Genomic DNA, 26,539 nt, shown 5'->3' on the forward strand with positions numbered 1-26,539 from the left:
TCACCGATGAAGAGGGGTGGCCGAGTGGCCGCGCGAGCCGGGGCGGCCTGCGTGGTCGCCGTCGTGGCCGGCGTCGTGATGACGGGCTGCGGGTCCGGTTCCGACGGCTCCGGGCGGCAGAAGGCGCAGATGCGCAGCTACTGCGTCGCGCTGTGGGCCTGGCAGGAGGCCAGGGACGAGGCGAACGGGGACGCCGGAGTCGTGAACGGTGCGGGAGACGCGGCGCTGGCCGTGGCCAGGCATCTGGACAAGAGCGGGCTCGCACCCGCGGGAGGCGACCTTCTGGCCGACACCTCCCACGCGGTGCACGGCGACACGACCTCCGAGGGCCGGGCGGTGTCCTCCTGCGACGCCGACGGCTTCGAAACCCTGGTCCACCAGCCGTCATGACAGCCGCCGGCCGGTTTCACCGGGATTCCTTCGGCGAACGGCGGTGGCGCCCGGCGGATTCCGCCGGGCGCCACCGCCGCCCCAGATGGTCCGCGCCCGTCACTGTGCGGCGATCGCCTCGCGGATCAGCGGCTCGAACTCCCTCCGCACATAGACGTCGAACGGCGCGGTCAGCGCGCCGTCGATCACTCGCCCCACCCGATGTTGCGCCGCGAACTCCTTGATCGACGCGCGGGACCCGGGCCCCACGCCACCACCGATGATCAGCACCCCGAACCGCTCGGTCGCCAGCAGCTTCAGGGCCTCTTCGTCGGTGCTCACTCCTTCCGCGTCAAAGCCGTCCGCGCGAAACGTGTCCAGCACGCCCGTCACCCTGGCGGGCGTCCTTCCCAGCACCAGCGTCCTCATGGCCGTTCCTCCCGGTACGTCGGCATCGACGCCCCCGAGCCTAGAAACTCAACCGGACTTGAGGTCAACCCCGACGCCCGGCCGGTCCTAGTCGCCGGTCGTGCCGTCGAGCAGCTCCCGCAGGATGTCCAGGTGGCCGTTGTGGCGGGCGGTCTCCTCGGTCAGGTGGAGCAGGATCCAGCGCAGGTCGACGTGGAGCCCGTCGCGCACGGCTCGCCGCGCCTTCTCGTCCAGGCCGCGCCCGGCGGCCAGCTCGCGGTACCGGGCGCTCTGCTCCGCGTACTCGTCGAGCAACTGGGGGAGCGGGAAGTCCACGGCGACGCGCATCTCGCGGTCCGGGTCCTCGTCGGTCCAGGGGCCCTCGTCCTCCTCGCCGAGGAAGACCACCTGGAACCAGTAGTACTCGACCCAGCGCAGGTGGTTGATCAGCCCGCTCATGGTCATCAGCGGCGATCCCGGCAGCAGCGCCTTGCGCGCGTTCTCCGCGGAGACTCCCTCGCACTTGGCGCGGGCGGTGTCCCGTGCGTAGTCGAGGAACGTGGTGAGCTGCGTGCGCTCGTCCCACGCGGGCGGTGTGTCATCGGTTCTGGTCATCGCGCGAAGCGTTCCTGATCAAGGTGACCGATGTCCAGGGCATTTCGGGGCCCGCGCGTCGGGCCCGGAACGCGAGGGCCTGGGCGGCCGCCGCGGTGGGCGGCCGGATGCGCGCGGGTCCCGATCGCGCACTGGCCCCGGTGGCTCCTTACAGATGCCCGCCCGCCATCATCCGCAGCGCGTCCCACAGTGCGCGGGCCACGAGTGCCGCGCCGGTGCGCACCGCGAGTTCCCGCAGCATGCTGTCGCCGTCACGTCCTGTCCTGCGGTTCCGCTTCATGGCCGGCTCCTCGGTGTCGTGTGTCCGCTGCGAGTGCGTTCAGCGCGTTCATCAGGTCGATGGACTCACCTTGCGGGAGGGACGTGGTGTTGCGGAAACTGCATCGGGGCGTTGCGGAGAACTGGCACCACAGACGGGGTGGGTGACGGTATGTCAGAGAGCGGTGATGATGACTGGCGGCACCTTCCGCCACCCACTGACCTCGGCGCTGACATGCAAGAATTCCTCCAGGCGCTGCGCCTCTACATGGGGTCCACGAACCTCTCGCTCCGTGCGTTCGGGAAGAAGCACGGCTACGACCCCGGCACCGTCTCGCGCTACCTGAGCGGCAAACGGCCCGCCACGAGTGTCTTCCTGCACGATCTGCTGAAGGCGGCGGCGACCGCCGGTCAGCAGGTGGGGGATAGCGACCGGATGCGCCTGCAGCACCTCCAGCGACGCGCTCTGGCCGAAGCCGGGAGCGCGGCGTCCAAGGACATCCTCAGGACCGAGTTCGCCAAGGTCTCCCGGGAGTTCGAGCAGCAGGCAGGCGCACTGGAGGCGGTCGTGGCCCAGCTCGCCCTGGCCAGGATCGAGGTGTCGGACCACACCGAGCGCATCAGCCAGTTGACCGAGTCCCTGGCTCTAAAGAAGCGCGACATTCATGCCCTCGAGGCCCAGCTGGCGGAACACCGGCGCGAGGGGATCGGACAGCAGGAACTGCGGGACATGACCGACGCCTACGAGCAGGCCCGAACCGAGGCCGACACCCTCAGGACGGAGCTGGCGAAGACCAGGACGCTGTTGCGCGAGGCCGAACAGCGGCTGGAGGACAGCCGGCGCGGAATGGAGTTCGTCGCGTCGAAGATCGGCCGGGAGCTCCGGGAACAGGAAGTCGCACACAAGGCCCGGGTGCGGGAGCTGGAGTCACGGCTTCGAGCCCTTCAAGAAGCCGTGAACCGCGGTCAGGCGAGGGACAGGCCGGCCACGGACGAACTCGACACGCAGGTGCCGGGCGACCTGCCGATCGATCCGCAGTTGCAGAACGACCGGGTCGGCGCGGCCCTGCGTCAGCTGCTCGCCCACGCCCGCTCACCCGGACTGAGCACCGTGAGCCGGCTGTCGTCGGTGCCGCTCGGCGACGTCCAACGGATGTTCATCCACAACGAGGTACGCGACGGGGAGAAGCTGCGGGCGGTCGCCGTGAAGCTGGCCGAACGTGCGGGACGTCCCCAGGACGTGCGGGAGATCATGGACCTCTGGCAGGCCGGACGGAACTGATACCGGACCTGACGCCGCCGCACTGAAACCGGACCTGACGCCGCCGGTCTGCCCGTACGACATGTTCCGGCCGCGTTCCGCTGTGTCGGGTGTTCCCTTGCGGCCACCGGCCGCGGGCACGCTGCCAGCGTGTTCACCCCCGGCGACGAATCCCACATACACAGGTGCCGGCTGCTCGGACTCACCGGATCAGCGGCGCTGGCCGTCGGTGGGGCGAACGCCGGTGCGCTGCCCGTCGAGGACGCGCTCGATCCCGGGTCGGGGCCGGCGGCCGTCGGTCTGTTCGGTGCCTACTTCGGGCTCGTGCTGATGGTGGCCGCCTGGCTCTGGCTGGGGCGGGCCGTCCAGGGGCCCCGTCCGCCGGGGCGGCGCAGCATGGTCGTGACGCTCGCCGTGTGGGCCGCACCCCTGCTGGTGGCGCCGCCGCTGTTCAGCCGCGACGTGTACAGCTACCTCGCGCAGGGCGCCATGGTGGACGCCCACATCGACGTCTACGCCCATGGCCCGGACCGGCTCGGCGGGCACCTGGCCGCGCAGGTGCCGTCGGTGTGGCAGGAGACCCCGACGCCGTACGGGCCGGTGTTCCTGTCGTGCGCCGCGCTGGTCGCGCGGCTCACCCGGGCCGAACTGTCCACCGGCGTCCTCGGGTTGAGGGGCGTGGCCCTGCTCGGTGTGGCGCTGATGGTGCTGGCGCTGATTCTGCTGACGCGCGGCGACCGGCGGCACTGCGCGACGGGGCTGTGGCTGGGCGCCCTCAACCCCTTGCTGCTGCTGCACCTGGTGGCGGGCGCGCACAACGACGCGCTGATGCTGGGTCTGCTCGGCATCGGGCTCGCCGCCGCCCAGCGCCGCGCCCCCGCCCTGGGCGCCGTCCTGGTGGCACTGGCCGCGCTGGTGAAGGCGCCGGCGGCCCTCGGTCTGCTGGCCGTGGTCGCGTTGTGGGCGGGGCAGCTCGACGGACGGTACCGGTACGTGCGGGCGGCGGGCGCCGCGACGGGCATCGCGTTGGCGTGCACCGCCGCCGTCACCGCCCTCACCGGCACCGGGTACGGCTGGATCGCCGCGCTCAACACCCCGATCACCCACAACAACTGGGCCCTCACCTCGGTCCTGGGCCGGGCCACCGCTGCCGCGCTGGGCGGTGACGGCGGCGGCCTCGCCGCGCTCGCCGTACCGGCCTGGCGGGTGGCCGGGCTGGCGATCGCGGGTCTCACCGTTCTGCTGCTCTGGCTGCGCGGCCCCCGGCACGGTCCGCTGTTCGCGCTCGGCCTGAGCCTCATCGCGGTCGCGGTCCTCGGCCCGGCGATCCGCCCCTGGTACGTCCTGTGGGGACTCTTCCCGCTGGCCGCCGCCGTACTGCCGGGGCGCGTCCGGCGGACGGTGGCCGTCGCCAGCGGTGTCCTCGCCCTCGCCGAACTGCCCAGCGGGCTGGCCCCCGACGGGGTCCAGGTCGCCGTCGCGACCTGCGGGGCCCTGGTCGCCCTCGGCGCGCTGTGGTGGGCCCGCCAGATGATCGCGCAGGAGCCCCGCCTGGGCGCGGGAGAAGCGGGGAGCACGCTGTGAGCACGGGGATGCGCGTCCAACTGCGCGCCGAATCAGGCCGGTTGCTGCCGCTGGGCGTGCTGTGCGCGGCCGTGGGTCTCTTCCTGGCGCTGGTCCCGCTCCACCGCGACTGGTTCGACCTGCGGGTCTACTACGACGCCGTCCACTCCTGGGCGGAAGGGCCCGGCGGCCTGTACGACTACCGGGTGCCGGGGCAGACGTACGGGTTCACCTACCCGCCGTTCGCCGCGGTCTGCATGTGGCCGATGACGCTCCTCAGCTGGCCCCTCGTGGTGGCCGTCGGCACGACGGCCAACCTGATCGCCGCCGTGACGGTCCTTCGGCTGCTCGCCGGACCGGTCGTCCGCCGCCACGGCTTCCCCCCGTTGCCCGCCTACGTCGTGGCCGGCTGCCTCTTCGCCCTCTTCGAACCGGTCTACGACACCGTCAGCTTCGGACAGGTCAACCTCTTCCTGCTGCTGCTCGTCCTGTCGGATGCCCGGCAGCTGGCGCGGGGCGGCCGGGCGGCGGGCGTGGGCACCGGTGTGGCCTGCGCGATCAAACTCACCCCCGCGCTGTTCATCGGCTACCTCGTGATCACGCGCCGCTGGCGGGCCGCGTCCCTCGCCACCGGCGTGGCCGCCGCCGCGACGCTCCTCGCCCACTGGCTGGCCCCGGACACGTCGCACACGTTCTGGGCGACGGCCCTGTGGGACACCAGCCGCCTGGGCGAACTCGCCTACGTGTCCAACCAGTCGTGGCAGGGGGCACTGGCCCGCCTCGCCTATCCGGGACAGCCCAGCTCGGTGTGGTGGGCCTGCGGCGCGCTCGTGGTCGTCGTCCTGTGGGCGCTGAAGGTCCGCCGGGCGGGCGCCGACGACGTACGCCTGGGTGTCGCGGCGACCGGCGTCGCCGCCTGCCTCGTCAGTCCGGTCAGCTGGGTCCACCACCTGGTCTGGCTGCTGCCCGCGCTGGTCCTGCTCGCCGACCGTGCCCTCGAACCGCCGCGTCGTCGCCTGCCGTTGGCCCTCGTGGGCGCGGCCTACGTGCTGCTGAGCAGCAGCGTCGTGTGGCTGTGGCGCTACGACTCCGGCGGCATCGACGGATTCATCGGCGGGAACGCCTTCGTATGGGTAGAGCTCGGCCTGCTGCTCGCCCTGTCGGTCCGCCCGTCAGATCACCTTGCGGCGCACGAGCGAGGCCAGGACCAGCGCCCCGGGCAGCAGCGGCAGCCAGACCGTGATCAGCCGGAAACCCAGCACCGCGGCGGTCGCGTCGGCGACCGGGGACCCCACGCCGACGAGCGCCAGGAGGAGCGCCGCCTCGACGGAGCCGATCCCGCCCGGCGTCGGCACGATCCCGGCGACCACCGTGGCCGCCAGATAGGCGAGGGTGACGTCCAGCGCGGGCACCGGCAGCTGGAGGGCGCGTGCCACCGCGACCATGACGGCGGCCTGCAGCGCGGGGAAGCCGACGGCCCCGCACCACAGGGCGAGCGCCCGGGCGGGCCGGGTGTGCAGGGCGCGGGCGTCGGTCAGCGCCGTGCTCAGCAGGTCCTGGACGAAGGCGCGCAGCGGACGCACGCACCACAGCAGCGCGGCTCCGACGGCGCCGACCGTGACCAGCAGGAACAGGGCGAGGACGCCCCGCTCGGCGGGCAGCAGGCCGCCGAGCGCGGACGCGTCCGGTGAGGCCGCCATCAGCACGATCAGCAGCGCGTACCGGCCGACGGGCTGGGCCAGCGAGTACAGCGCGAGCGCCGCGCAGGCCCGCGGGCCCGACATCCCGCACGAGCGCAGGAAACGCAGCGTCACGACGTGCGCGCCGAGCCCGGCCGGCAGCAGATGGTTGGCTGACCCCGCCGCGACCTGCGAGGCGAACAGCCGCCGGGCGGGCAGCCGCTCCAGCACGGTGCCCTGCCGCAGCAGACACACCGGCAGCCAGCACGCCACGGTGAGGATCCCGGCGGCCACCAGCCACGCCCGGTCCGCGCCCCGCAGTCGGACGAACCCCGAGGCCAGCACCGGCCAGTTCCCGGCCGCCCACACGGCGACCAGGACGAGGGGGACGAGCGGGAGCAACTGCCGTACGGGCAGCCGCCGCAGGGCGGGCGGCAGTGCTGTGACCACGACTCGGCGTCCTTTCGGGGCGCGTGCAACGCGGGGAGCATCCGTCACGGAGATGCCCGCCGCACGGGACGTCACGGTGTCGCGCGGTCGTCGATCGGCGGAACGGAGAGCGCCCGGGCGCACACGGCGGCCGACGAAGCACCGCCGGGCCGCCGCTACCAGCGGTTGCGTGCCTCCTCGGCCCAGCCGACCAGCCCGTCCAGATCCGTCTTCGTCCCGTCGTCGGTCAGGGCCCAGCCGGTGAAGTGGCCGAAGCACTGGTGCGTCTCGTTCCCTACGACGCCGAGATTCGTCCGGGACACCTTCTCGTGGAACGGAGTGAACGTCACGTCCACCCGCTCCCCGCTGATGCGCCACGGCCGCAGCCAGTCCGACCGGTCGTAGGTCCAGCGGAGCTCCTCGCCGATCTTGTGCAGGCGACCGTCGACGACCAGGGCGTTCTCGGTGACGCCCGTTCCGTCCGTCCACTTCCCGCCCAGCTGGATCGCCCGCCCGGGCGCCGCCCCGGCCGCCCAGTTCCAGGTGATCGCGTACGGCCACTTGCCACGGCCGTGGTCCAGCACGGCGAACGCGTCCGGACCGCCCACCTCGTAGGTGCGTCCGTGCACCACGAGCGTGCCGCGCACGGGCCGGCCGACGTCCTTGACCGTGTACTGGAACCGCTTGGCGCTCCACGGCACGACGACGCCGAGCGACTCGTGCCCCGGCGGCAGCGGCACGTCGACGTCGAGGCGGACGTCGGGCGCGGTCGCCCGGATCGTGGTGCCGTCCGGGCGCTGCGCGATCCTGGCCCGCAGCGCGCCGGCGCGCACCGCGACGACGCCCTCGCCGCTGCGGGGCGGCAGCACCGAGCCGCGGGCCAGCGGCACCACCGAGTCCGTGCTGGTCTCCCGCCCGGTCGCGCGGTCCAGGACGTAGAGCCCGTGCACGCCCGCGTAGTCCAGCGACGACACGACCAGGCCGACCACGTGGTCCGGCGTGACGATGCCCCAGTACTCCCAGCGCTTCGAGCGCCCCCAGCCGCGCAGGTGGGCGGAGTGCAGGGGGCGCCGGGTCCAGCCGACCGCGGCCGGGTTCAACCGCCCGTCGGGCAGGCACAGTTCGACGGGCGAGGTCAGCTCGGGTTCGTGCGTCATCAGCGCAGGATAGTTCGGCGCCACAGACGGTCGAGAAGGCGTCGTGCGGGTGGGCCCAGCACCACCCCCGGATCCACTGTCTGGCCGCACTGTCCGATCGCGCGGTGTCCGCCAGAGTCGTGGTGCCGGCGGAAAGGGACCGACGGACACGACATCAGGAGGGAACACGGCATGTCCGAAACGACAGTTGGGGAACACCGTGGCATCGGACGACGAGGTCTGCTGGGCGGAGCTTCCGCGGTGATCGGCGCGATGCTGACGGGCACGGCATCCGCCGCGACGGCACGCGCCGCGGGGACGCGTGCCGGGACGCGTGCCGGGAACGGCGGCGCCGCGGGGCCGTTGGCGTTCACGAACGTCACCGTGATCGACGGCTCGGGAGCGCCACCCGCCCCCGGCATGACGGTGGTCGTCGAGGACGGCCGCATCACCGGACTCGCACCCACCGGCCGTATCCGGCTGCGCCCGGGCACCCGGACGGTCGACCTCACCGGCAAGTACGTGACCCCCGGACTGATCGAGGCACACACCCACAGCGACGGTCCCGAGGCCGTGGTCGCACCGCTGTACGCCCTGACCGGTGTCACCACCGTCCGCGAGATGTGGGGCAAACCGGTCCACCACGAGTGGCGCGACGAGATCCGCGACGGGGCGCTCCTCGGCCCCCGTTGTGTCATCGGCAGCCCCATCGTCGACGGCGCGCCCTCCCTGTGGACGGCCGACGTCGGCCCGGCCGTCGAGGTGCGCGACGCGGCCGAGGCCCGGCGCGTGGTCCGGCAGGTCAAGCGTGCGGGCGCGGACTTCGTGAAGGTGTACTCGCGCTTGTCCCGCGAGGCCTACTTCGCCCTCGCGGACGAGGCCCGCCGCCAGGGCATCGCCCACCTCGGGCACTGCCCCGACACCGTACGGATCGCGGAGGCGAGCGCCACCGGCCACCGCAGCATCGAGCACCTGCACGCCCTGCTCCTCGCGACCTCCCGGCACGAGAAGGAGATCCGGCGCCGCCTGGCCGCCGTACGGATCGACCCGGGCGACCCCAGCAGCCTGTCCCGCTACCACAGTTGGTTCCAGCAGGTGCACCCGCTGGAATGGCGGGCGGTGCGGGGCTACGACCGGGACCGGGCGGACGCCCTCTTCCGCACCCTGGCGGCCCACGGGACCACGATCGTGCCCACGCTCAGCGTGCACCGCACCCTGGAGCTGCCCGACGACGTCCCGACCCGGGCGGAGGAGTGGAAGTGCCTGCCCGCCTGGCAGGTGGAGAGCTGGCCGGACCAACTGGCCGCCCTGACCGGCGGACGCACCCCCGAGCAGGCCCGGGAGATCAGCCGGATCTTCCGGCACCGGCAGCGGCTGGTGAGCGAGCTGCGCGACGCGGGCGTACGGCTGGCGGCGGGCACCGACACCGGCACGGGCTACCTCGTCCCGGGCTTCGCCCTCCACGACGAACTGGCGCTGCTCGTGGCGGCCGGCCTCACCCCCGCCGAAGCCCTGCGCGCGGCCACCCAGGACGCGGCCCGCCTGCTCGGTCTGTCCGGCGTCGGCACCGTGGCCCGCGGGCAGGCCGCGGATCTGCTCGTCCTCGACGCCGACCCGTTGCGCGACATCCGCAACACCCGGCGCATCCACGGCGTGGTCGTCGACGGCAGGTGGATCCCGCCGCAGGAGCGCAGCCGACTCCTCGCGGACGTGGAATCGGCCGCCGCGCAGACACCGCCGCCTCAGGAGGGGGCGACGGTGACCGGGTGCGGCTGCGGCGGGCATCCCTGAGGACGGCAACGCGGTCCCCTTCTCAGCCACCGAACGGGCCGCAGGCAGAGGTGAGTTGAGTGGATCCGGCCCGTTGGTGAGGGCCCTGCCGCCCCTCGCCGTGGCGGTTAGCATCACGTGCGCGTGTCTTCCCCCCTATCACTGGAGACCCCCATGACCCGCACACCTCGCCTCCCCCTCACCCGCCGCGGTCTCATACGCACCGGCGCCGGCGCCTCGCTCGCCGCGCTCGGACTCGGCGTCGGCGCGCAGAGCGCCTCCGCGGACGTGGCCGCCACGAAGCGGTTCGACCTCACGCAGCCGTCGTACGACCTGTTCCGGGACAAGGACCTGCACGGCCCGCGGGTCCAGCAGAGCTTCGCCTTCGACTGGGAGAACAAGTTCCTCTTCGTGGCGACCAAGCGGGACGGCAGCCCCGACTCCGCCGGCGACCTGTGCATCAACAAGATGGACTTCGACGGGAACTACATCTCGTACATGCACCTCAACGGCTTCGGGCACGGCGTCGCCTTCGCCGCGCTGCCGGACGGCTCCGGAACCGAGCTGTGGATCGAGTGCGCCACCAACACCGGCGGCTACGGCACCGCGCTCGCCCCGATCCGCTACACCGCCAACACCACGCTGGGCTCGCCGGCCGGGTCGGCCGCGTACCGGCCGATCGCCGCGGCCAGCGAGTACACCTGTTCCGTCGACCCGGTCTACCAGCGCATGATCGTGCGCTACCACACCAGCGCGGGCAAGCGGATCGCCGTCTATCCGCTCTCCGCCTTCACGTCGCGCAGCTTCGGCACACCGCTCGTCGACTTCAAGCAGCCGACGATCAGCGGAACCGCCCAGGGGTACGCCCTCTACGGCTCGTACATGTACTACCTGACCGGCGACGCGTACCCCGGCGACGGCACCCCCACCGGCGACGGCAACACCTACGTCACCAGCGTCGACATCAACACCGGCACCGTGAAGCAGGGCCCCGTCCTCACCAAGGCGGGCTCCACCCTCCACCACCGCGAGCCCGAGGGTCTGGCGATCTACCGCACGGACGCCGGTGAGGCCCGCCTCTTCATCGGCTTCGCCACGGGGTTCGAGGGCGACCGCAGGTCCAGCATCTTCTACAAGAACGATCTGATCTGACACTCGAACGCCATGTCGCCCCGCCCCTCGGACTTCCCGGTCGGTGGGGGCGGGGCTACGTCGCGCCGGGCAGCCCCAGTGCGGTCATGAGGGCCGACGCGAGGTCCTCCGCGAAGACGGCCGACCCGGTGAGCGCGCGCCGGACGGCCGCCTCGTCGGGCGTCAGGCCGGCAGCCGCGGACCACGCGAGCGCAGCGGTGACCGCCGACTCGACGGGGAAGGACTCCAGAGGTATCTCGTAGCTCTCCGCCACTTCGCGGTTGAGCAGGCCCTCCCAGGCGGCGCCGTCCGGCGTGAGCGCCTCCACGAACCCCACGTCGCTGTCGTGGAAGGACACCATGACGGCCGGTGCGCCGGTGCTCCGGACGATGTGCGCGAGGCTGTGCCGACCGGAGTCGGCGAAGTCCGTGACCTGCCAGCCGCCCGCCGAGGCCGCTGTGTCCTCGATGTCGGTGAACCCTGCTTCCCGCATGAGCAGGTGCAGTTCGCCCGTGGACCGGGCCGCCAGAGATCCGCCTGAATTTCCCATGGTCGGCAAGGTAGTCGATGCCTCTGACAAGTCGGCGCGCCCGAAGTCCGGCACGCATTTCGCGCGGCCGGTCACGAGTCCGTGCTGTGTGTAACAGGAAGGTAATTGGGTGCGGGCGGTCGGAACGCGGCGCCGGATCGGCGGCTCTTGGTCCTCGTAAAGCGACCGCCGACACTGAGGAAGAAAACGATGCGCGTTCACAAGGTCACCATCGCCGCCCTGGCCCTCGCCGCGGGCCTCTCGCTCACGGCCTGCCAGAACGGCGACGACGACAAGGCGGAGAGCGCCCCGTCGGCCACTTCCAGCGCCGCCGGCGGGTCCACCGGATCCGCCGGGGGCTCGTCCGACGGCGGTTCGGGGGCGGGCAGTTCGGATCAGGGCGGCGGGAAGGACTCCGCGGGCAAGACCTCCGGCGGCCAGGGCTCCACCGCGGGTACCGGCTCCGACGCGAACAGCAAGACCGGCAAGTGCCGCACCGCCGATCTGCAGATCACGGCGAGCGACAGCACCATCGACGGCGACGACGACCTGTCCGTAGCCGTGACGCTGAAGAACACCAGCGGCCGGAACTGCACGATCTCCGGGTACGCGGGCGTCGACCTGAAGACCAACGCAGGGTCGCTGTCCGCGCAGCGCACGGGGCAGGAACCCACGTCGGGCGTCCTCAAGAACGGCGAGTCGGTGGCCTTCGGCATCACCTACCCGGCCAACGACTCGGGCGGCTCGGGCGTCCGCATCACGGGCCTGCTGGTGACCCCGCCGGACGAGACGAGGACGGTCACCCTGAACTGGCCGGGCGCGGCCTCGCTGCCCGTCACGGAGGGCGGCGGTTCCCCGGTGAAGGTCGGCCCGATCGGCAGCGCCGGCCAGGGCGGCTGACCCGGCCGCACCGACGACTGCCGCCGGCCGTCGTCGGCCGTGCGGGATCGGGCGGTTCAGGACGTGGGGGAGTCCTGGAGCTGGGCGGCGAGGGACTTGTCGGGTTTCGGGATGGACCGGTAGTCGGCGTCCGAGGCATCCAGGGCTTCCAGTCGTTGGACGGCGTTGTTGAGGGAGCAGGACAGGCCCCGGTTGTGGGCGGGCCGCTCGCCACTGAGGCCCACGTCGAGTTCTGTCGAACTGCCGGTCCGGCAGGTTGGCGATGGCTCCGTAGACGCCGAGCGCGGATTCCATGACGGCGAGCTGGCTGCGCACGCCTTCGAGGGCGGCGCGGGTGACCTTGTCGAAGACGGCGGTCTGGGCCATCGCGGGTTCCTTGCCCAGGCTCTCGAGTTCGACGGCGACTCGGTGCTTGAGCAGGTTCCAGGCGCAGACGTGCGGTCGTTCCTGACGCATCAGCGACGACCAGTTCACCGCGATGTACAGGAACACCTGGTGGACCAGCCGGTCGGCTTCGCCCTTGCTGCCGAGCTGGAGGTGGGCGTAGCGCTGGTACGGGGCGTAGTACTGGGTGTGGAAGGCCCAGAACGCGGCGGGCAGTTGGACCCCGGCCAGCGCGCGGGCCGGTGGTGGCGAGTACGGCGTGGGCTGACTCGTCATGGCGAGTCCTCCTGGCTCGGGTCAGTCGAGGAGTCGGGGGGAGGGCCGGGCGGGCGGCGCCCTTCGGCGAGCGTGGCGGCTCCGGTACGCACGGCGGCGGCGAGGAGACGCCGCCCGATGCCGCGGGCGTCGGGGACGGCGATGCGCAGGGCGAGGGACAGCATCAGGGCGTCGTGGATGGCGTCGGGGCTCACGGTGAAGCGGCTCCTTAGGGAGGGCGCCGGCCACCTGCCGAGTCTTCGGAGGCGAGGCGTCGGACGAGCTGTTCTGATTCCAGCTAAGCGACTCAAGTGGCCATACGTGCAAGGGGAGTTCGAGATTCTTGAGTTGCACGGACGTTCGACGTCTCACCCGGGTGGCGTAAGCCCTCCGGGAGCTCCCTTCCGCACGGCGGGTACGGGTCGGGTACGGGCGGCTGCGTGAATCTCGGGAGACCGCGGGCGACCCCGCCTGCGAGACTGCGCGACATGACGCGACCCGACCTGACCGAGGCCGAGTATGCGGGGGAAGTCGAGAGACTCGCCCGCGCGGTCCGGTCCGCGGCCCTGGACGAAGGATGGCTGAGCTACGGCCCCGACCCCGAGGACGCGACCGCCCTCCAGCGCGCGGTGAACGCCCTCGCGCGAGCGCTGCGCCACCACCACTTCCCCGGTGACGGCTGTGTCGAGGAGGACCGGCCCCTGGTCGAGCTGGCGGGCGTGGTGGTCATCCGGCCGGGGTCCATGCCGGCCGCGTCGGACGAGACGTACGAGCAGGCCTGCCTGCGCATCGGCGTGGAGCCCCGCGAGGAGGGGTGGGCCCTGTGGTGCACGTGGGGCAAGGAGCGTGCCCGCATCACCATGGTGGTGTCGGCCGTCGACACGACTGAGGGGCTGCTCGCGAACTGGTCCCGTGGCGTGGCCGTGAGCCCGGTCCGGCCCGTACCTTCGCAGATCGCGCTGATCCACCAGGGCTGGGCCGGCCCCATGACGCTGTCACCGCGCGCCGGGCAGCAGCTCGGCCTGCTGGAGTCCCCCTGACTTTTGCGACTTCGGCCGGCGGTGGAAGGCGCAGCTGGGCCTACCCCGTGCGATCAGCGCGGGCCGGGCGCGGCGACGCGGTATGCGGGGTCGCTGCCGCGGGAGTTGCAGAGCTCGGCGAGCAGTCGCTTGTGGTGGCGGTCGCGGCGGATGGCGGTGACCGCGACGAGGGCGATGCAGGCGGTGATGCCGAAGACGCAGAGGACGGCGCCGATGAGCAGCCGGCCGGTCAGCGCGACGAGGCTTCCGGTGTCCCCGATCGCGTACCGGGAGGGGCCCTGGGAGGAGCAGGTGATCTTGTAGTCGCCCGCCCGTGGCGCGTCGATGGTGTACAGCGGGTTCCACGCCGCGTCATAGGACAGGAACACGTCGATGCCCGGATCACTGAGACCGGGGTCGCCCGGACCGGTGATGTCGCACTTCTGGTCGGGAGAGGGGCCTCGTTCCGCGATCCAGATCGCCTTCTCGCTCCCTGCTTCGAGATGCAGGGTGAGGGAGCCGCCGTTGGCGAACTGGTTGTCCGTGTCCACCGCGTTCATCGCGTCGTGGAACCGGAGCGCACCGATGACCACGCCCAGCGTGGTCAGCAGGACGGCGAGCGCGGTCGCCACGACGTACCAGTATCGGCCCGGCCGCAGGGCGTTCGCCGGTATCCGTGGTGGTGGGGAGGGCTGCATCGACGCATCTTAGACGGTCCGACCGCTCACGGGCGGCGTGCCCGGTACACGGGGATCACAACCTCTGCCGTATGCCCGGCCGTGGTCCTCGATCATGATTGCCTGAGAGGAATCATGACTGCCGCGGTCGGGTGGGGTGGGCCGTGCGACGGCGCGGTTCGGCCCGGCGGAGGGGAAGAACAGTGGGACTGATCTACGGATACGACATCTACCTGCCGCCCCGGAACATCTCCCGGGTGCTGACCGAACTGGCGGCACTGGCACCGCCGGCCCGTCGCAAGCCCCCGCTGGAGGTCAAGCTCCCGGGCGGCGAGCGACTCGTCCTGCCGTTCACGTCCCGGTTCAAGAGCGATCCGGTCGACTGCGCCGACAGGCGCACCCTCGAACTCGACACGTCCCTCATGTTCGACCTCGACGACGCCTTGCGCGCGTACGCGGAGGAATGCGGTCCCGAAGCCGACGAGGACGGGCGGCTCCAGATCGGATACGTCTACCTGACGCTCCGGTTCGAGTCCCTGCTGCACCCGGGCTATGCGTCGGCGGAGTTCTGGGCGGCGACATCGGGGATGAGCCGCCTGTTCGCGCGGTCGGCCCGGGTCAGGGACGTGTTCACCGGGCTCACCGCCGCCGGCGGCGGAGTGTGCTGCCTGTTCGACACCGGCGACGGAGGCCCGGAGAAGGTGTGCTGGCTCAACGGCGAGCCGGCCGATGACCTGATCTCCGGGCCCCGCTTTCCCGATCAGCGGTCCCTGGTGGCGACGTGGCCGGACCCGGATCCTCAGGAGAACCGGTAGCCGGCGAAGTCGCCGATGCGGACGTATCCGAGGCGCTGATAGAGAGCGTTGCTGGTGGGATTGTCCGGATCCGTGAACAGGACGACGTCGCTCGCGCCCGCGGCCAGCGCGGCCCGGCTCGCCGCCACGGTCACCGCACCCGCGTAGCCGTGCCCCCGGAGGCGGGCCGGTGTGTAGACGGGGTCCACCCGGACCATGCCGCCGACCACCGAGGTCCGCGCCGCCATGGAGACGGGCGTGCCGTCCGGCGTCTCCCAGAAGGTGAAGTGCCTGTCGCCGAAGCGCGATTCGGCCCACGAACCGGCGTCGATCAGATCGATGGACCGCTGTTCGCCGACGTCGACGCAGAACTCCCGGCACCAGCGCACGACGTGCTCCCGGTCCGCGTCGCCGACGCCGCGCCCGCGGCCCGCCGGACCGGGCTGCGGTGGCGTGAGCGTGCCGAGTCGGTAGAGGTGGGTTCGCCAGAAGAGTTCCGACGCGGCGCCGGTGCGCTGCTGCCACGCCTCGGCGAACGACGTGGCCGTGTCCCGGTCCGCGATGACGGTGGCGGGGGCGTGGCCGAGGTCGGCCAGGCGGGCGGCGAGGTGGCCGGTCTGGTCCGCGGAGAGGGAGGTGAGGCCGAGCCGGCCGCGCGTCGTGAGGTAGAAGACGGCGCGCACCTCGCCTCCTGACTCCAGCCGGCCGAAGGCGACCGCTGCGGCACCGTGCGCGTCCGTCCCGTGGGTCCGCAGCTTCTCGATGTCCGTGAGGGGCGTGTTGTGCAGGGCGGGCCGTGAGCGCAGGAAGTCTCCTGCCCGGGCGAGGAAGTCGTCCACGTCGTCGGTGAGGTGCCAGTCGTCAGGGAGCATGCCTCATGATCTCGCAGACGCCGTGCGGCAGTTGCTGCCCATGCCTGTTCTCGCCTTCGCACGGGTGCCGTGTCGGGGGACAACCCCCGGTACCGCCCTGATGGCAGCACACGGTGCTTCAGGGGGAAGGCCGCATGGGCCGATCCCCCCTCCACTGCTGGGATGGTCGCCGAACGCCCGCAGCAACCGAACGCCCACAGCAGAGCAAGCGGAGGAGTCGGCATGCATGGATCACGAAGGCGCAGACGCGACGTTCTGGCCCTGTCCGGCGCGGCCGTGGCCGCCCTGGCCGTATCGGCCGCGCCCACGGCGGCGGCGAAGCGATCGTCCGGCCCGCTGCAACGGCAGGTGGACCTGATCCACGACAGCGGCGCCGTGGGGGTGCACGCCGAGGTGACGGCACGGGGCAGGCGCCAGATCGCGTACGCCGGCACCGCCGCGCTGAACTCGCGGCAGCCGATGCCGCGGAACGGCAGGTTCAGGATCGGCAGCGCCACCAAGACGTTCACCGCCACCGTGGTCCTGCAACTGGTCGGCGAGGGGCGCATGTCCCTGGAGGACACCGTGGAGCGGTGGCTGCCGGGAGTGGTCCGGGGTCGTGGCAACGACGGCAGGCGGATCACCGTGCGGCAACTCCTGCAGCACACCAGCGGCGTCCCTGACGTCGGCCCGCGGATCCCCGCATTGACCAGCGCGGAGGGCTACCGGGCCGAGCGCTTCCGTACGTACACCCCCGCGGAGTTGGTGCGGCTCGCGATGCGCCGGCCGCCCAACTTCTGCGCGGGCAAAGGCTGGTCGTACTCCAACACCAACTACGTCCTCGCGGCCATGGTCATCCACGCGGTCACGGGCCGGAGTTGGGCCGGGGAGGTGCGGGAGCGGATCGTCCGCCGCCTGGCTCTGAGAGACACCAGCGCGCCCGGCGCCCACCCGTCCATCGCGGGCCCGCACGCACACGGGTACGCCAAGTTCCCCACAGGCACAGGCACAGGCACAGGAACAGACAGCGGCAGCGGCAGCGGCTCAGGCACGGAGGTCGACGTCACCGAGCTCAACTCGACCATGGCCGTCGGATCCGGCGCGCTCATCAGCACCGTGCACGACCTGAACCGCTTCTACGCGGCGCTCCTCGGCGGCCGTCTGCTCGCCCCGGCCCAGCTCGACGAGATGACGACCACCGTGCCCGCCCCTGAGCTGGGCGTGCCCTACGGACTCGGACTCGCCGAGATCCCTTCGCCCTGCGGCGGCAGCTACTTCGGGCACCGCGGCGAACTCCTCGGATACGTGGCCTGGGCCGGCGCCACCCGGGGCGGGTCACGCACCGCCGCCGTGTATGTCACCAGTGGCGGCGGTGCGCAGACCGAGCAGGCCATGTTGACCCTCGTAGGTCAGGGACTGCGCGGTGAGGGACTGTGCGGTCAGTGACCGTGAGGGCCCTCGATGGACACCTTGGGCAGCTTTCGGGCCAGCCACGCCGGAAGCCACCAGGCCCTCTTGCCCAGCATCTGCATGACCGCGGGGACGATGAGGCAGCGGATCACCACGGCGTCGAGCAGGATGGCGACGGCCAGGCCGAGGCCGAACTGCTGGAGCATGCGGTCGGAGCTGAGGACGAAGGCCCCGAAGACGAACATCATGATGGCCGCTGCGGCCGTGATGACCTTGCCGGTGGAGGCGAGTCCTTCCCGTACGGACTGCGACGGGTCCTTGGTGCGGGTCCACTCCTCGTGGATGCGTGAGACGAGGAAGACCTCGTAGTCCATGGACAGGCCGAAGACGATCGCGAAGATCAGCGCGGGGATGAAGGCTTCGACGGGTCCCGACTGTGCTCCGAACCAGCCGTGCTGGAACACCAGGGTGATCACGCCGAGCGCGGCGGAGATCGACAGCAGGTTGAGGACGGCGGCCTTGACGGGGATCCAGACGGACCGGAAGACCAGCAGGAGAAGGAGCGAGGAGAGGCCGACGACGACGGCGACGAACAGGGGGAGCCGGTCGGCGAGCGTCTCGGAGACGTCCTGGGAGGCCGCGGTGGCGCCGCCGACCAGGACCTTCGCACCGGTGGAGTGCTCCAGGGGCGGGGCCACGTCGTCGCGCAGGCGGTGGACGAGGTCCACGGTCCCCTCGTCCTGCGGAGAGGTGGTCGGGTAGACGAGGACGGTGGACAGGGCGCCGTCCTCGGAGGGCAGCGCAGGGCTGGCCGCGGCGACGCCCTCGGTGGTGGTGAGCCGTGCCCGGACCGTCCGGCCGGCTTCCTCGTCGCCCTTCACCAGGACGATGAGGGGGCCGTTGAAGCCGGGGCCGAAGCCTTCGGCGAGCAGGTCGTAGGCGTGCCGGGACGTGGTCTCCCGCGGATCGTTGCCGGAGTCGGCGAACCCCAGACGCATCCCCAGGGCGGGTGCGGAGAGGGCCAGCAGTGCGATCACTCCGGCCAGCAGGGTCGGCAGGGGACGTCGTTGCACGGCGCGGGCCATGGCGCGCCAGCCGTCGCCCTCGGTCCGTCCCTTCTCGGCCGCCTTCGCCCGTTGCTTGAGCACGTGGCGCTGAATGCGCCGGCCGAACAGGGCGAGCAGCGCGGGCAGCAGCATCAGGGAGGCGGCCATCGTGATGAGGACGGTGATGGCCACCGCGAGGGCGATGCCCTGCAGAGAGCCGAGTCCGAGGGCGACCAGGCCCAGGAGGGCGACGATGACCGTGCAGCCCGCGAAGAAGACGGTGCGGCCGGCGGAGTCGAGGGCCTTGCGGCCGGCCTCCGCGGGTCGCACGCCGGCGAGGAGTTCCTGGCGGTAGCGGTAGAAGATCAGCAGGGCGTAGTCGACGCCGACACCGAGGCCGACGAGCATCAGGATGGGCGGGGTGAAGTCGGCGACCGTGAAGACGTGCGAGGCCAGGGCGATCAGGCCGATGGCGCCGCCGACGGCGAACAGTGCGGTGATCAGCGGCAGGGACGCGGCCAGCAGCGAACCGAACAGCAGCACGAGGATGACCAGGGCGGCCGCGATCCCGGCGAGTTCGGCGGTCGGTCCCGCCTTGTCCTCCGCATTGCGGGCCGCCTCCCCGCCCACCTCGACCTGGAGGTGCCCGGTGGCGATGCTCTGCGCGGTGTCGATGATCCGGGCGACGTCCTCCTTGGGGACCTCCTCCGTCTTGCCGTCGAGGGTGACGGACGCGTAGGCGATCGTGCCGTCCCGGGAGACCGCCGAGGCGTCGGAGAAGGGGCTGCGCACGTCGGCGACGCCCGCCATCCGCCGCACCTCGTCCAGCATCGGCTCGATGCCGGCCTTGGCGCTCCGGACGCCGGAGGAGTCCTTGAAGACGATCTCGACGCTGTCGCCCGCCTGGTCGCTGCCGTGCTCCTTGAACAGGTCGGTGGCCGTCTGGGAGTCGGTGCCCGGCAACGAGAAGTCGTTCTTGTACGCGGAGCCGACCGCGGTCGAGCCCAGCGTGATGGCAGCCACCACGGCCACCCAGAGCACGACGGCGGCCCAGCGGTGGCGCTGCGCCCAGCCGGCCAGGGCGCCGAATCGTCCCAGGGGCGGGGACGGTTCGGCCTGGGGCGCGGGCGGAGCGGGGGGCGCGGCGGAGCCGCGGGGGGAAGACATGCTGCCTGCCTCGAAGTCGAGCGGGTGGGGTACGGGGCCGTCGCCACGCCCATGACCGGGCGGGCGGCGACATGCCCTCGATCGTTCCCGTGCGCCCCGGTCGCGAGCGTCGGCCCACGGCTGACACCTGCCCTGCACCAGGCGCAGGAGGCGGCGAGCGCGGCGTACACCAGCAGATGTACGTTCCGGCCGCGGCGTACTCCTCCAGCACGCACTCCTGGAGCAAATACGGAGATAACAGGCAAGGAATCATGGTGCTGCGGGCAGAATGAAGCAATGCCCCAGCTCCCCGTGTCCCGCCTCCGCCTGCCCGAAGGGCCGCGTACGGACGTGGTGCTCGCCGGGGTCGTGCTGGTGCTGGCGGGGGTGGCCGAAGGGCAGCGGCTCGGCCCGGACCGGCACGCGACCGCGTCCGTCGTCGTCTCCTGGCTGCTGGCGGCGGCCGTGTGCGCGGCGCTGCCGTTGCGGCGGCGCCACCCGGTGGCGGTCGGCTGGTTCGTGGTGATCGGCGCGGGCGCGTACTACTTGACGAGCACGGTCGACGGCCCGGCCGTCGTGATCCCGGTCGTGGCGCTGTACGGGCTGGCGGCCCGGGGGAGGATCCGGGCGGCGACCGCCATGGCGGCGGTGATGGTGACCGGAGTGGGCGCGAGCGTGCTGGCCGGCACCGGCGACGTCAACGGAACGGCGGTGTTCATGCTGGCGGGCTGGCTGGTCGCCGTGGTGGCGCTGGGCGCGATGCGGCACGGCCGGGTCGCCTACGCCGAGGAGGAGGCCCGGCTGCGCGCCACCCAGGAGCGGCTGCGCATCGCCCGTGAACTGCACGACGTGATCGGCCACACCATGTCGATGATCCACGTGCAGGCGTCCTCCGCCCTGCACCGGATGCAGAAGGACCCCCACCAGGCGCAGGAAGCGCTGGCGGCCATCAAGCAGGGCAGCAAGGAGGGTCTGCGCGAACTGCGCGCCACGCTCGGGGTGTTGCGCCAGGTCGACGAGGAGGCCCCCACCACTCCCGCGCCCGGCCTGTCCGGGATCGACGACCTGGTCTCCTCGGCCGTCCGAGCCGGTCTGGACACGCGTGTCGAGCGGAGCGGAGCGCCGTCCCCGCTGCCGGCCGCGGTGGACCTCGCCGCGTACCGCATCGTTCAGGAGTCGCTCACCAACGCCGTGAAGCACAGCGGCGCCCGCCACGCCGTCGTCCGGCTCCACCACGGCGACCGGGAGTTGGTCCTCGACGTCGAGGACGACGGGAACGGAACCGGAACCGGGAGCGGGAGCGGGATCGCCGGCATGACGGAACGAGCTCGGGCGCTGGGCGGAACCCTGAGCGCCGGGCCGGGTGACGCGGGCGGGTTCGCCGTGCGGGCCCGGCTACCGTTCTGAGACCACCACGAGCCGATCGGCGGAGCAGCAGATGATCAGGATTGTGCTGGCGGACGACCAGCGCCTCGTGCGCGCGGGGATCCGCGGCATCCTCGACGACGAGGACGACCTGCACGTGGTCGCCGAGGCGGCCGACGGGCACGCCGCCCTGGCCGCCTGTCGCGAACTGCTGCCCGACGTGGTGCTGATGGACATCCGCATGCCCGGCATGGACGGACTCGAAGCCGCGCGACGCATCGCCGCCGACGAGCGGCTCCGCTCCGTGAAGGTGGTCATGCTGACGACCTTCGACCTGGACGAGTACGTGTACGGGGCGCTGCGGGCCGGCGCCACGGGCTTCCTGGTCAAGGACACCGAACCGGCGGAACTCCTGCACGCCGTGCGGGTCGCCGTCCGGGGCGACGCGCTGATCAGCCCGTCCGTCACCCGGCGGCTCATCGCCGAGTTCGCCGGCCGCCCGGAGAGCGGCCGTGCCCCGGACGAGCGGCTCGAGGTGCTGACCGGGCGCGAGCGCGAGGTGATGCGGCTGATCGCCGCCGGGCGCACCAACGACGAGATCGCCGCCCAACTCGTGGTCTCCCCGCTGACGGCGAAGACTCACGTCAGCCGCATCATGGCCAAACTCGGCGCCCGCGACCGCTCCCAAGTGGTGGTCATGGCCTACGAGTACCGCATGGTCAGCCCCGGTTGGCTCGCGGACTGAGCCACTCGACCCATCGCCGCCAAAGCCCGATGACCTTGTGGTTGCGGGTTCACCGAACCCCGTGCGGGAGCGCTCCCATCATGGAAGGCTGCGGCGCATGGAGACACGCCCTTTCGTCCGCCCCTACGAGAAGTCCGACCGCGACCGGATCGCCGAGATCTGCGTGAAGACGGCTCACGAGGGCCAGGACTCGTCGCAGATCTATCCCGACCACGACCTGATGCCCTCGATCTTCGCCTTGCCGTACGTGGAGTTGGAGCCCGAGCTGGCCTTCGTGCTGGACGACGGGGAGGGGCAGGCGGTCGGATACGTCCTGGGCGCCGCGGACACGGCGGGGTTCGCCGACCGCTACCGGGCCGACTGGCTGCCCCGGGTGGCCGACCGGTATCCCGCGCCGACGCGCGAGGCGCGCACGCCGAGCGAGGAGATGATCGGGCTCCTGCACACCCCGGAGCGCATGGTCCGGCCGGAACTCGGCGCGTACCCGGCCCATCTGCACATCGACCTGCTGCCCCGATGGCAGGGCAACGGCCACGGGCGCACGCTCATGTGGGCGCTCCTGGATGCCCTGCGCGGCAAGGGAGTCGATGCCGTCCACCTGTGCATGGTGCAGGCGAACCGGCCGGCCAGGGCCTTCTACGACCGGTTGGGGTTCGAGCAACTGGCCGTGCCCGACCCGGGGCCCGTCTGGTACTTGGGAAGGTCCACGCAGACTCCGTCGTGAGGCAAGGGGAGCGGCGGGGGCCCGACGCGTCGCCGGTCAGCCGGGCGACGGAACCACCCCGAGCTGCGCGGCGATCTCGTCGAGGCACCCCGGATCGAGGGCGGCCAGGGGCGCGATGACCTCCTCGGTGAAGCCGTGGGCCAGGGAGCGCTTGACCAGGTCGAGGTGGGGCGGGGACGCCGTCGCCGCGGCGAGGGCGAAGACCCGGGCGCGGTCGTCCTGGAGATCGTCGATGAGGGGGAGGGCCTCGGCCAGGAGCCCTGCGGAGAGCATCGCTTCCACCAGGTCGGCCAGTACTCCCTCGGAGAGCACCTCGCTGATGCGGCGCGCGTCGGCGTGGTAGCGATCCCACAGGCGCAGGCGGACGACGACGTCCGGCGGCACCGTGTTCGTCGCGTAGTGGGCGCCGGTGACCAGGGCGGTGTGTTCCACCAGGGCCGAGAGGCGGTGGAACTCCTCGTCGAGGCCGGTGGCCCGGCAGGCCGCGGCGAGCCGGGGGTGTGCCCAGAGACCACTGTCCAGCGTCAGGTCGGGGTCCGCGGCCGCCGCGAGTCGCGCCGTGATGTCCCGGCACTGGAGAGCGTGTCCGGCGTCGTGCAGGGCGAGGACCATCGAGGCGGCCTGCTCCTGCGCGAGGACGGAGTCCCGCGGGGAACTCTCGGTTTCGGGGAAGGCCGTTTCGCGGATCAGCGCCAGTGCGGCGGGGACGTCGTCGGACAGCAGGTGCGCGCGCAGTTCGAGGGCGCGGCCGGAGGGTTCGGTCCGGGGGAGTCGTCGGGCCAGGTCCAGCGCCGTAGCAGCGTGACCGGCGCGGAGGTGGAGCGAGACGAGGTCGAGGGTGACGCGGCTGCGCCAGCCGGACCTGGTCGGGTCCGTCGACCTCTCGATGCCTTCGGTCACGTGAGCGACGAGCCGGTCGAGGTCGGCCGGGGCGTGATCGTTGTCCGCGACGAGGGCCTTCGCGGCGACGAGGAACACCTCCATGTGGTCCGTCGGATCGTCCTCGAAGCCCGCCGCGAGCCTCAGCACGTGGTCGAGGCTGCCGAGGCGGGCGGCCGCGCGTGCCACGGCCCGGCCGTCCCACGCGCGGTGGGTGTCGTCCTCGTTCCACAGCACCGTGTGCAGCGCCAGGTCCAGGGCCGGCGCGGCCAGGTCCGCCCGCCCGGCGTCGCCCGCCGCCTCCGCGAAGGCCGCGAGGATCGTGGGTGGTGGCGTGTTCCGGATCTCGTCGAGGGCCGTCTCCACCGCGCGAACCACCCGGGTGACCTCCTGGGGCGTGTCGGAGTCGAGCAGCGCGAGGGCGATCCCGGAGAGGCGTTCGGCGCGGGAGGAAGGGACGGTGATGTCCTGGGCGAGGGAGACCGCCAGGGAGAGGTGGCCGTTGGACAGCGCGGACCTCGCAGCGTCGCTGAGCAGTTCCTCCGTAGCGCCCGGTTGCCGGGGATCGATGCCGTGGGCGGCGAGCGTGACGTAGGCGAGCTCGGCCGGATCGTCGCCGGGCGGGTCCGAGGCGTCCTCGGAATCCGAGGCGGCGAGGTCGAGCAGGTGGAGGGCCCGGTCCTCGTCCTGGTAGGGAGCCGATTCCACGAGTTCGGCAGCGGAGAACTCCTCGTTGAGGGCCGCGAGGAGTGCGGCGGGTACGTTCCGGCGGCCTCCCTGTCTGAAGTGCTCCTCGCCGGCGGTGAGGAGGGCGTGCTTCCTGTCGTCGCGGTCCAGGTCCGCGACGTGTTCCAGGAAACGGTCGAGGTCGCCGAGGATGACGAAGGCGGTCGCGAGGAGGCCGCAGAACTCGGGCCGGTCCTCGAGGCCGGCTCGCTCGATGGCCGTCTCGGCGAGCGTCCGGGTCAGCTCGGGATCGATCTCGGCCAGTGCGTCGGCGGCAGTGGTGAGGGACCAGCCGTACTCGTCGCCGGTCCCCGTCACGGCCCGGCGCGCGATGTCGGCCGCGCCCGGGTCGCCGTGTCGCGCGAGCGCGCGTGCCGCACGCACCGAGTGCGCCATCTGTTCCAGCGTCAACCGGCCCGTGACGGCCATGGATTCGTGGATGAGGTTCCGCGCCTCGACCGGCTGGTCGGCCAGCAGGTGCTCGCCGATCGCCAGCAGCGCGTCTGCCCGCTCGTAGGTGTTCTGCAGGGTGCGGGCGAGCTGTACGCCCTCCTCGGTTCGGCCGAGGCGCACGAGCAGCAGCGGATACGTGCTGGGCACGGTGAGGTGGTCGTCCTCGATGCGCCTGTGGAGCAGCGAGACGCGCGTGAGCAGGGTCAGGTCGCCGTCGGGGTCCTCGGCGAGGAGCCGTGCGGCGTTGGACAGTTCGGAGAGCGCGGCCAGATCGCCCTTGGTGCGCCGGCGGAGCAGGGCGCGACGCGCGGGGGAGGCAAGCGCCGCCAGCGTCGGGCCGGCGCGCTCGGTGAGCAGGAGGGTCGGATAGGCGTCGGTCAGGTAGTCCGGTGTGTCGTCGGGCCAGTCGGCCGCGGCGAAGGTGCCGGCCCATTCGTCGACCGCGATGCGGGTAGCGGTGGACTCCTCGGGTTCCAGGTCCTCCCGCACGGCGGCGGCCAGGACGTCATGGGCCAGGGTGTACCGCGGCGGATTGCCGGGACGCTGTTCCACGACCCGGGAGAGGCCGCGCTCCAGGACGCGGCGGATCACCGGTGCGGAACCGCTGCCGATCGCGGCGACGTCCCTGCCGCTCAGGGCGCCGCCCGCGACCGTCAGGGTGGTGAGGATGCTGCGGGGGACGGGCTCGGCGAGGACGTGGTCCAGGTCCTGGCGGGCCCGCAGGAGCAGGCTCGTCGCGGCGGGGAACGGTGTCAGCACCTCGCGGCGGCAGGTGCGCAGCGGGTGGCCGCCGTCCACGTCGAGAGGGAGCTCGGTGTGCCGGCTCGTCACCAGGACGTGCGCCGCCGGGCCGGGAGCGGCCGGGAGTTGGGAGGCGATGCTGGGTTCGGCGAGTTCGCGGTGGTCGTTCTCGTCCAGGCCGTCGACGAGCAGCAGCAAGGATCGTCCGGGGATGCGCATCGCCCGTTCCCAGAGGCTGAAGAAGGCGGCCGCGTCCGGCCGGGCGGGCGGGAACTCGCCCAGCAGCGCGGCGAGTTGATCGCACACGGCCTGGTGGAACTGCTGGACGCGCATCTGCGCGTCGCGCCGGGAGATCACGAACGACACCACGTCGAGGCCGGGGTGGGGTCGCGTGGCGAAGTGCGTGACCAGTGAGGTCTTTCCGGCCCACGGACCGGCGACCAGCATCAGGTAGGGGTCGGGCCCGGTCGCGAACGCCAGGAGGTCGGCGAACTCCCTTTCGCGGCCGGTCAGTTGTGTGCACCGGTCCGCGTACTGGCGCACCATCGCCGCGTAGGCCGGGCGCCGCCGCTCCAGTCCGTGCAGCGTCCGGGGCACGACGCCGTGCGCGGCCATCAGTTCGCGTGCGACGGCGGCGCTAGGCCCGGGTTCGCGCTCGCTGTCCGCGCGCGGCTCGTACGTGCCGATCGCGGCGGCCAGCCGGACGGCCTCCAGCCCGCCGGAGCGGGTCGATTCGACGACGACGCCCACTGCCGCGCCTTCGCAGACGACGCCCGCGCCCGAGAAGCCGCTCCACTCCCGCGCTTCGAGACGTCGGCCGTCCGCGCGGTGCAGCAGCAGCCTGCCCCGTTTGAGGCTCGACCCGAGCGGGATCACTCCGTCGATCTGGTCACTGTCGCGCCAGGTCGCCGCCTCGTCGTCCGTCCAGCTCTGGTGGCGCGGAAAGCCGATCGCGGTGAACGGCAGACGCCCGTCGGCCTCGCCCGGCACCACTCCCACGGGCATCGGGGCGATCTCGTCGAGCGGTGCGTCCGGGGCGAGTTCGACCAGCGCGACGTCAAGGCGGGTGCTTCGCCACACCGTCCTGCCGCTGACGACGGTCTCGTCGGCGGCGCCACCGTACAGTCGCACGCCGACCGGCCCGTGGCCCTCGACGACGTGTGCGGCCGTCACCACCAGGGCCGTCGCCAGCCGCAGCCCCGAGCCGTACCCGGTGGCGCCGTCCCGTCGGACCAGGATCTCGGCGCAGCGCCCGGCGAGCGAGTCCGTCACGGCG

At 72.3% G+C, this 26,539-nt stretch carries 24 protein-coding genes and 1 pseudogene; 13 read left to right on the forward strand and 12 right to left on the reverse strand.

Going from position 1 to position 26,539, the window contains the following annotated elements:
- Positions 1-24: 24 nt before the first annotated feature.
- On the forward strand, positions 25-390 hold the full coding sequence (locus tag RBJ77_RS32300; protein ID WP_372348217.1) for a hypothetical protein: 366 nt from the start codon (positions 25-27) through the stop codon (positions 388-390).
- Between the two features lie 99 nt (positions 391-489).
- On the opposite strand, the gene RBJ77_RS32305 is transcribed toward RBJ77_RS32300, so the two are convergent.
- The 3 genes from RBJ77_RS32305 to RBJ77_RS32315 all read right to left on the reverse strand — a co-directional run bounded on the left by RBJ77_RS32305 (position 490) and on the right by RBJ77_RS32315 (position 1,672).
- The gene (locus RBJ77_RS32305; RefSeq protein ID WP_372348218.1) at positions 490-798 is read right to left on the reverse strand and encodes a hypothetical protein; all 309 of its coding nucleotides are present in this window, start codon (positions 796-798) and stop codon (positions 490-492) included.
- 87 nt (positions 799-885) lie between these two features.
- Positions 886-1,392, reverse strand: a complete 507-nt coding sequence (locus RBJ77_RS32310; protein ID WP_372348219.1) for a DinB family protein — start codon at positions 1,390-1,392, stop codon at positions 886-888.
- Between the two features lie 148 nt (positions 1,393-1,540).
- Positions 1,541-1,672 (reverse strand): hypothetical protein, encoded by a 132-nt coding sequence (locus tag RBJ77_RS32315; RefSeq protein ID WP_372348220.1) that lies wholly within the window; start codon positions 1,670-1,672, stop codon positions 1,541-1,543.
- 213 nt (positions 1,673-1,885) lie between these two features.
- Here RBJ77_RS32315 and RBJ77_RS32320 point away from each other — a divergent pair, with 213 nt between their 5' ends.
- The 3 genes and pseudogenes from RBJ77_RS32320 to RBJ77_RS32330 form a co-directional block, all read left to right on the forward strand.
- The gene (locus RBJ77_RS32320; protein ID WP_372348221.1) at positions 1,886-2,932 is read left to right on the forward strand and encodes a hypothetical protein; all 1,047 of its coding nucleotides are present in this window, start codon (positions 1,886-1,888) and stop codon (positions 2,930-2,932) included.
- Between the two features lie 129 nt (positions 2,933-3,061).
- Entirely contained in the window at positions 3,062-4,495 is a 1,434-nt protein-coding gene (gene mptB, locus RBJ77_RS32325; protein WP_372348222.1) for a polyprenol phosphomannose-dependent alpha 1,6 mannosyltransferase MptB, read from the forward strand.
- Positions 4,496-4,740: 245 nt separating this feature from the next.
- Positions 4,741-5,346, forward strand: a pseudogene (locus RBJ77_RS32330) (glycosyltransferase family 87 protein); the annotation flags it as partial.
- 300 nt (positions 5,347-5,646) lie between these two features.
- Here the strand turns inward: RBJ77_RS32330 and RBJ77_RS32335 are convergent.
- Together RBJ77_RS32335 and RBJ77_RS32340 are read right to left on the reverse strand one after the other, a co-directional pair.
- On the reverse strand, positions 5,647-6,861 hold the full coding sequence (locus tag RBJ77_RS32335) for a YbhN family protein (protein WP_372348223.1): 1,215 nt from the start codon (positions 6,859-6,861) through the stop codon (positions 5,647-5,649).
- Positions 6,759-7,739 carry a DUF2804 domain-containing protein gene (locus tag RBJ77_RS32340; RefSeq protein WP_372348224.1) on the reverse strand — a complete coding sequence of 327 codons (981 nt, stop codon included), beginning with the start codon at positions 7,737-7,739 and terminating at the stop codon, positions 6,759-6,761. The genes RBJ77_RS32335 and RBJ77_RS32340 overlap by 103 nt, the downstream gene beginning before the upstream one ends.
- 171 nt (positions 7,740-7,910) lie before the next feature.
- On the opposite strand from RBJ77_RS32340, the gene RBJ77_RS32345 reads away from it, so the two are divergent.
- Positions 7,911-9,509 (forward strand): amidohydrolase family protein, encoded by a 1,599-nt coding sequence (locus RBJ77_RS32345; RefSeq protein ID WP_372348225.1) that lies wholly within the window; start codon positions 7,911-7,913, stop codon positions 9,507-9,509.
- 153 nt (positions 9,510-9,662) lie between these two features.
- A complete protein-coding gene (locus RBJ77_RS32350) occupies positions 9,663-10,640 on the forward strand; it encodes a teichoic acid biosynthesis protein C (protein ID WP_372348226.1) in 978 nt (325 codons plus the stop codon).
- A 55-nt stretch (positions 10,641-10,695) separates the two neighbouring features.
- On the opposite strand, the gene RBJ77_RS32355 is transcribed toward RBJ77_RS32350, so the two are convergent.
- Positions 10,696-11,169: a hypothetical protein gene (locus RBJ77_RS32355; protein WP_372348227.1), complete on the reverse strand. Its 474-nt coding sequence runs from the start codon at positions 11,167-11,169 to the stop codon at positions 10,696-10,698.
- A gap of 189 nt (positions 11,170-11,358) precedes the next feature.
- On the opposite strand from RBJ77_RS32355, the gene RBJ77_RS32360 reads away from it, so the two are divergent.
- Positions 11,359-12,048 carry a DUF4232 domain-containing protein gene (locus RBJ77_RS32360; protein WP_372348228.1) on the forward strand — a complete coding sequence of 230 codons (690 nt, stop codon included), beginning with the start codon at positions 11,359-11,361 and terminating at the stop codon, positions 12,046-12,048.
- Between the two features lie 56 nt (positions 12,049-12,104).
- On the opposite strand, the gene RBJ77_RS32365 is transcribed toward RBJ77_RS32360, so the two are convergent.
- The gene (locus tag RBJ77_RS32365) at positions 12,105-12,272 is read right to left on the reverse strand and encodes a hypothetical protein (RefSeq protein WP_372348229.1); all 168 of its coding nucleotides are present in this window, start codon (positions 12,270-12,272) and stop codon (positions 12,105-12,107) included.
- Between the two features lie 432 nt (positions 12,273-12,704).
- Positions 12,705-12,902 carry a hypothetical protein gene (locus RBJ77_RS32370; protein ID WP_372348230.1) on the reverse strand — a complete coding sequence of 66 codons (198 nt, stop codon included), beginning with the start codon at positions 12,900-12,902 and terminating at the stop codon, positions 12,705-12,707.
- Between the two features lie 273 nt (positions 12,903-13,175).
- On the opposite strand from RBJ77_RS32370, the gene RBJ77_RS32375 reads away from it, so the two are divergent.
- Positions 13,176-13,727, forward strand: a complete 552-nt coding sequence (locus RBJ77_RS32375) for a hypothetical protein (RefSeq protein ID WP_372348231.1) — start codon at positions 13,176-13,178, stop codon at positions 13,725-13,727.
- 53 nt (positions 13,728-13,780) lie between these two features.
- Here the strand turns inward: RBJ77_RS32375 and RBJ77_RS32380 are convergent, their stop codons facing one another.
- Entirely contained in the window at positions 13,781-14,404 is a 624-nt protein-coding gene (locus RBJ77_RS32380) for a hypothetical protein (protein ID WP_372348232.1), read from the reverse strand.
- 182 nt (positions 14,405-14,586) lie between these two features.
- Between RBJ77_RS32380 and RBJ77_RS32385 the strand changes: the two genes are divergently transcribed.
- Positions 14,587-15,198, forward strand: a complete 612-nt coding sequence (locus RBJ77_RS32385; RefSeq protein WP_372348233.1) for a hypothetical protein — start codon at positions 14,587-14,589, stop codon at positions 15,196-15,198.
- On the opposite strand, the gene RBJ77_RS32390 is transcribed toward RBJ77_RS32385, so the two are convergent.
- A complete protein-coding gene (locus RBJ77_RS32390; RefSeq protein WP_372348234.1) occupies positions 15,183-16,049 on the reverse strand; it encodes a GNAT family N-acetyltransferase in 867 nt (288 codons plus the stop codon). The genes RBJ77_RS32385 and RBJ77_RS32390 overlap by 16 nt on opposite strands.
- A 222-nt stretch (positions 16,050-16,271) precedes the next feature.
- Between RBJ77_RS32390 and RBJ77_RS32395 the strand changes: the two genes are divergently transcribed.
- Complete coding sequence (locus tag RBJ77_RS32395; protein ID WP_372348235.1) at positions 16,272-17,474, forward strand: serine hydrolase domain-containing protein; 1,203 nt, start codon at positions 16,272-16,274, stop codon at positions 17,472-17,474.
- Here the strand turns inward: RBJ77_RS32395 and RBJ77_RS32400 are convergent.
- Complete coding sequence (locus RBJ77_RS32400) at positions 17,468-19,651, reverse strand: MMPL family transporter (RefSeq protein WP_372348236.1); 2,184 nt, start codon at positions 19,649-19,651, stop codon at positions 17,468-17,470. The two genes, RBJ77_RS32395 and RBJ77_RS32400, sit on opposite strands and share 7 nt — an antisense overlap.
- Positions 19,652-19,927: 276 nt before the next feature.
- Between RBJ77_RS32400 and RBJ77_RS32405 the strand changes: the two genes are divergently transcribed.
- The 3 genes from RBJ77_RS32405 (at position 19,928) to RBJ77_RS32415 (ending at position 22,464) form a co-directional block, all read left to right on the forward strand.
- A complete protein-coding gene (locus RBJ77_RS32405) occupies positions 19,928-21,037 on the forward strand; it encodes a sensor histidine kinase (RefSeq protein WP_372348237.1) in 1,110 nt (369 codons plus the stop codon).
- A gap of 31 nt (positions 21,038-21,068) precedes the next feature.
- Positions 21,069-21,740 carry a response regulator gene (locus RBJ77_RS32410; protein ID WP_372348238.1) on the forward strand — a complete coding sequence of 224 codons (672 nt, stop codon included), beginning with the start codon at positions 21,069-21,071 and terminating at the stop codon, positions 21,738-21,740.
- 97 nt (positions 21,741-21,837) lie between these two features.
- The gene (locus RBJ77_RS32415; protein ID WP_372348239.1) at positions 21,838-22,464 is read left to right on the forward strand and encodes a GNAT family N-acetyltransferase; all 627 of its coding nucleotides are present in this window, start codon (positions 21,838-21,840) and stop codon (positions 22,462-22,464) included.
- 36 nt (positions 22,465-22,500) lie between these two features.
- Here the strand turns inward: RBJ77_RS32415 and RBJ77_RS32420 are convergent, their stop codons facing one another.
- On the reverse strand, positions 22,501-26,535 hold the full coding sequence (locus tag RBJ77_RS32420) for a trypsin-like peptidase domain-containing protein (protein ID WP_372348240.1): 4,035 nt from the start codon (positions 26,533-26,535) through the stop codon (positions 22,501-22,503).
- Between the last annotated feature and the right edge of the window lie 4 nt (positions 26,536-26,539).

It is taken from the genome of Streptomyces sp. KL116D (assembly GCF_030766975.1).
GTDB classification, from domain to species: Bacteria; Actinomycetota; Actinomycetes; order Streptomycetales; family Streptomycetaceae; genus Streptomyces; species Streptomyces longispororuber_A.

Excerpts from the sequence above, each read along its gene's own strand:
- RBJ77_RS32305 (WP_372348218.1), bottom strand. The coding sequence starts at position 798 with ATGAGGACGCTGGTGCTGGGAAGGACGCCCGCCAGGGTGACGGGCGTG.
- RBJ77_RS32310 (WP_372348219.1), bottom strand. The coding sequence starts at position 1,392 with ATGACCAGAACCGATGACACACCGCCCGCGTGGGACGAGCGCACGCAG.
- RBJ77_RS32315 (WP_372348220.1), bottom strand. The coding sequence starts at position 1,672 with ATGAAGCGGAACCGCAGGACAGGACGTGACGGCGACAGCATGCTGCGG.
- RBJ77_RS32320 (WP_372348221.1), top strand. The coding sequence starts at position 1,886 with ATGCAAGAATTCCTCCAGGCGCTGCGCCTCTACATGGGGTCCACGAAC.
- RBJ77_RS32340 (WP_372348224.1), bottom strand. The coding sequence starts at position 7,739 with ATGACGCACGAACCCGAGCTGACCTCGCCCGTCGAACTGTGCCTGCCC.
- RBJ77_RS32345 (WP_372348225.1), top strand. The coding sequence starts at position 7,911 with ATGTCCGAAACGACAGTTGGGGAACACCGTGGCATCGGACGACGAGGT.
- RBJ77_RS32350 (WP_372348226.1), top strand. The coding sequence starts at position 9,663 with ATGACCCGCACACCTCGCCTCCCCCTCACCCGCCGCGGTCTCATACGC.
- RBJ77_RS32355 (WP_372348227.1), bottom strand. The coding sequence starts at position 11,169 with ATGGGAAATTCAGGCGGATCTCTGGCGGCCCGGTCCACGGGCGAACTG.
- RBJ77_RS32360 (WP_372348228.1), top strand. The coding sequence starts at position 11,359 with ATGCGCGTTCACAAGGTCACCATCGCCGCCCTGGCCCTCGCCGCGGGC.
- RBJ77_RS32375 (WP_372348231.1), top strand. The coding sequence starts at position 13,176 with ATGACGCGACCCGACCTGACCGAGGCCGAGTATGCGGGGGAAGTCGAG.
- RBJ77_RS32380 (WP_372348232.1), bottom strand. The coding sequence starts at position 14,404 with ATGCAGCCCTCCCCACCACCACGGATACCGGCGAACGCCCTGCGGCCG.
- RBJ77_RS32390 (WP_372348234.1), bottom strand. The coding sequence starts at position 16,049 with ATGCTCCCTGACGACTGGCACCTCACCGACGACGTGGACGACTTCCTC.
- RBJ77_RS32395 (WP_372348235.1), top strand. The coding sequence starts at position 16,272 with ATGCATGGATCACGAAGGCGCAGACGCGACGTTCTGGCCCTGTCCGGC.
- RBJ77_RS32400 (WP_372348236.1), bottom strand. The coding sequence starts at position 19,651 with ATGTCTTCCCCCCGCGGCTCCGCCGCGCCCCCCGCTCCGCCCGCGCCC.
- RBJ77_RS32405 (WP_372348237.1), top strand. The coding sequence starts at position 19,928 with ATGCCCCAGCTCCCCGTGTCCCGCCTCCGCCTGCCCGAAGGGCCGCGT.
- RBJ77_RS32410 (WP_372348238.1), top strand. The coding sequence starts at position 21,069 with ATGATCAGGATTGTGCTGGCGGACGACCAGCGCCTCGTGCGCGCGGGG.
- RBJ77_RS32415 (WP_372348239.1), top strand. The coding sequence starts at position 21,838 with ATGGAGACACGCCCTTTCGTCCGCCCCTACGAGAAGTCCGACCGCGAC.